This is a genomic window from Flagellimonas abyssi (genome assembly GCF_019457905.1).
GTDB lineage: Bacteria > Bacteroidota > Bacteroidia > Flavobacteriales > Flavobacteriaceae > Flagellimonas > Flagellimonas abyssi.
Genome location: NZ_JAHZSV010000009.1, coordinates 1 through 4282 on the forward strand (window position 1 = coordinate 1; position 4282 = coordinate 4282).

3 protein-coding genes are annotated in these 4282 nt (G+C 36.4%); all 3 read right to left on the reverse strand.

The features are described from left to right. Positions 1-539: 539 nt before the first annotated feature. On the reverse strand, positions 540-2432 hold the full coding sequence (locus tag K1F36_RS08485; protein WP_220113441.1) for a S41 family peptidase: 1893 nt from the start codon (positions 2430-2432) through the stop codon (positions 540-542). Positions 2433-2575: 143 nt separating this feature from the next. Further along, positions 2576-3001 (reverse strand): hypothetical protein, encoded by a 426-nt coding sequence (locus tag K1F36_RS08490; protein ID WP_220113442.1) that lies wholly within the window; start codon positions 2999-3001, stop codon positions 2576-2578. A gap of 42 nt (positions 3002-3043) precedes the next feature. Beyond that, on the reverse strand, positions 3044-4207 hold the full coding sequence (locus K1F36_RS08495; RefSeq protein ID WP_220113443.1) for a hypothetical protein: 1164 nt from the start codon (positions 4205-4207) through the stop codon (positions 3044-3046). Between the last annotated feature and the right edge of the window lie 75 nt (positions 4208-4282).

Consider the following 4282-nt stretch of genomic DNA (forward strand, 5'->3'; position numbering starts at 1 on the left):
ATCAAAATAAAAAATGATGACAGGAACAATGAGGAAAAAATGATGAAACGATGACAAAATGATGACGCAGGAACAATCAGTATTTATAGGGTCTCCCAGAGGCTTGTCATCAAATCATCAAAATTTCGTTGGAAACGGAACGCAGAGCGAAAGGAAAAAATAAATCAAACGATAAAGCACCCCAAGTGACAGGTGTACGGCTATTTGTCCCGACCGCTCTTTGGGGGTAGCCCATGGGAAATGGAATTAGCAAAGAAAGAAGAATAATACCAACCTAGTTACCTAAAACAAGATAAATCTAATGGTCATTGGGCAAAACATTAGGTAGGATATATAACTTCCATCCTACCTAAAGGTTACCTAACCTACCTAAAGGGTAAGATAGGTAAGTTGAAAAAACATCTGAACTAGCTTGGAAACCCTCGTCATCATTGGGCTAGGTAAGAAGGTAGGAGAAGTAACAAAACTTGAGACATATACTATGGACTGTGAAAAAGCCCACAACTTTTGCATCGTTTATTTGAACTTTGAATATACATTCAATTACTTACTGTAAGTCTTTTAATTGCCATATTCAACACTGAATCTTCCCCAGTCAAAATATCCTCGATTGTTTTTGGGACCAAGATATCTGGCTGAATTCCGTAACCAACAAACTCACGTCCATCTGGATAAGTGTCCCTTTTGGTACAGATACGGGCTTTTCCACCACCAGGCAATCGTAGTATCATGGGTTGCCCTGTACTTCCATAGGTAAAATCTCCCATGGTAGTGAAATGGTCAATCGGGTCGGCAGCAACTAGAAAATCCTCTGCTGCCGAACCAGTGTTGTTTCCAATGAGCACTACAGTAGGCAATTTGATTACTTGGTCGTTGCTAGGGGCAATGGTATCGGGTCCGCTTTCAAACCAATAATCATCATTATAGGAAGCCAAAACTTCTCGGTCCCATGAACCCAAGTTGTCCGAATCTCCATCAACAAAGGCTCCCCAGGCCTTGTAGGCAGGTTTGTGTTCTCTGGTTTTCCATTTAGAAGTTATGATGGGCCGGTCTGTTAGGTGTTTTAAAATATTGTAACCATTCCAAGAGCTCCCACCTCCATTTTTTCTAAGGTCTATTATCAATGCTCTTGAAGACTGAATACTATCAAGGTAGCCTTCAAACTCTTCCACAATTTGGCTGTTGCCAAAAGAGTTGAGAGATACATATGCTATATCACCAATCTTTCTAAAAGAAGAAAGTTCCCAAGGCTCATTTTTAATAATCCATTCTGTATCGGAAGGATTGCGACTAAGTGAAAGCTGCCTCAATTGATTTTCTGGAGTAAGTATTTCTATTCTAACGGAATCTGTTCGTATGCCCTTCAGAACCTCATGGGCTTCGATGTTTCGGCGGATATGTTCAGTGGAAGAACTAATGTATGGCCTGATTTGCTTTTCAATAAATTTTTCAACCTTAAGTCCTTCAACTTTTATCAGTTTTGACCCCAATGGAATTTTTTTCTCAAATTGTATGTCGGTGTTAGTGATAAATAGAGCATCGTCAATGGGAGAAATAGTTACTGCAGGGGACCCAAACTCCGACTCTAGTTCACTTGGAATAAAGATATTCGTATGCCCATCATTGAGCAAAGCACAAACTTCTTGGAGAATCCGGTAATATTCCAAATTAGAAGAGGCATTCCGAACCTTGGGAAGATAGTCGATCAATACTTGCTCCCAATTAAGATTGGGCACTTGATCAAAAAAGGCGAAATTGTATTTTACTTCTGTCCAAAAATTGATGAAACCGAACAATCTTTCATCTTCGGTCAATGACTTACCATTCAATGGTCTATAAATCTGGTTCTTTTCAGGAACAAAAACATCTACCAGGCCGTCCAATACTTTGATCATATCTTTATTGGCGGAGTTGACTTCCTTTAGTTGTTCTTCACTAAATTCAAAAGTGCCTGACGAGACAAAAGTCAAGGGCTTTCGTAGTTGAACTATTTTTTTATTGGATAGGAAGGTGGCATTTAAACTTGTGGGATGTTCAGGTTCTAATTTCAAATAGAAGGTCCCCAATTTTCCGTGATTCATTCCAGTGTATCGGTCAATGTGATGCCTGAATTCTGACCATTGGGAATTTGCTTCGTCCTTGTCCTTGAGTTCATACAAGAAAAGGGAGACTCTATTTCTGGGATTGACCCACATAAATGCTCCTTGAGGTCTTGCCAGAGTATCATTGCCTATGACCAAAGGATGGTTTTCATTGTTTTGGAATCCAATGCTTTTAAGTTTGGTTTCAAGACTTTCAATAACGTTGACCATATCCCTTTCATCCATCTCCACCAAAAAAGACATCAAATCGTCACCAGAACTCATTTCTTCAAAAATGTCCTTTGGATAATCAATCGTTCCCTTTTGGGAACAAGAGGTTAAAAAGGACATAATTATTATAACTAAAAAAAAATCAAATAGTTTTTTAGCTTTCATTTTAGGGATGCCAGATTAGGTTTAATGTTGAACATTTTGGGGATGTTCTAAGATAAGAATTTTCTTTCGTAATGCTTTATCAATGGTTTTATTGAACTTTATTTAATCCTAAGGTTTCCAAATTTAGGTGACAGTATTTTTTTCCAACTTTTCGGATACTCCGTTTCAAGAGTACTATCATAATATTTAATTCGTCTATTACTTTTGATAATAAATACTTCGGGCTTTTTAGCTGGATTATCTTTCTCTTTTAATATCAAAGTGTCTCCAACTATTGAATACACCCCAAAAGTTTTCACAACTCTCCAGGGTAGATTCTTCTTATATAATTTCCTTGTTAGATATGATTCATTGATGTCCACATAAGTACTATCCCTTTCCAAAATTAAAACACTTCTTTGAAACAAAGCTCCTGCTGAACCATAACTCCATCCTTTTATAGAATAGCCAAGACTAAACGAATCTTGAGAAAAGATCTCAATTGAGACAAGAAAAAAAAGAGTTGACAAAAAGAAATACTTCATCGAGAGACTTATCGTTTATTTGAACTTTACTATTTATTATGTTTAGAGATTTTGAATTTTATTCCAGTCTAATTTAGTGATTGTATTTCCTTTCAATATTAGGATAGAGACCTCTTTATCTTTTGCTGTTCCATAATAATCCATATTTATTAACGTGTAAGGCCCAAAAGTTTTAGTAGTTGGATTATGTGTATAAAATCCATCATTGAACAGGGGGCTTACAATCTCAATTCTTTGATTTTTTAATTCAACGATGAAGGTCATGTCATTGATATGTGCTAAATATAATCTACGGTCATCAACTTCAAAACTTGAAAAAAGTAATATTTCGAAGCCTTTAAACCTATATTCGAATGCAGAAGAATCGTCATAGTAATTCAAAATTCTTCCTTTTCTCCTTTTATTCAAGAAGCTTTTAGTACACTTTTCCAGTAAACTCGGATTCTTGATTTCCTTTATGCTCGTGGAACCCATCATATGCCCCATATGAGCTACTACTAAGTAGCTAGCTCGATCTTTTATTACAGTATTAGAACAAGTTGACTCGGTGAAGTATATATCTTCTGTTTCCTTATCATAAAAATACACTATGCCTCCCCATTCACCATTGCAATCATTGAATACAATATAATCTTCATCCTCAAACAGTTTTGGTTGGCTCTCCAATGGGAATCTTTCTTTATACTTTATCCACCTTCCATTGCTGTACAGATAGATTGTACTACCTGATAAAGCTCCAAGTTCTCCATTGATTACCCAATGGTATTTAAATTTTTTGGAGTTCAATTTGTTCTCAAAATCTATATCTCTGTTGAAATCCTTTAGACTATGACATACAAATCTGCCATTACGAAATAAAGAAACAAGGCGGTTGTCATAAATTACAGAATATGAAACAGGGTAATTGATATAATTATCATCATAGTCTTCAAAATCATCAGTAAAGGAAGGATTTATTAAGACTTTGTGGAAGGTGTCGAAGGGAATAGGGTTTTCACTAATTGATAACTTAAACTCATCAGTTTCATAGAGATTTTGTGGACTAACCGAATCATTCACTCGACCTGAAAATGGGTCCCACTTCAATGATTCGGTAAATTTTTCAATAATCTGATTAAACCCTGATGCATTACCTTCTGACTTCTTCTGTGCTAACGTTGATTTTGAATAGAACACTAATATTAAAAGGCAGAAGATTTTCTTCATCGTTTATTTGAATGGAAACGCCGGACATAGTATTCCACCTTCGCCGGGCCAAAGTGAGCATAGCTGGCCGGTGAA

Coding starts and splice junctions, on each gene's coding strand:
- K1F36_RS08485 (WP_220113441.1), bottom strand. CDS start 2,432: ATGTCCTTTTTAACCTCTTGTTCCCAAAAGGGAACGATTGATTATCCA.
- K1F36_RS08490 (WP_220113442.1), bottom strand. CDS start 3,001: ATGAAGTATTTCTTTTTGTCAACTCTTTTTTTTCTTGTCTCAATTGAG.
- K1F36_RS08495 (WP_220113443.1), bottom strand. CDS start 4,207: ATGAAGAAAATCTTCTGCCTTTTAATATTAGTGTTCTATTCAAAATCA.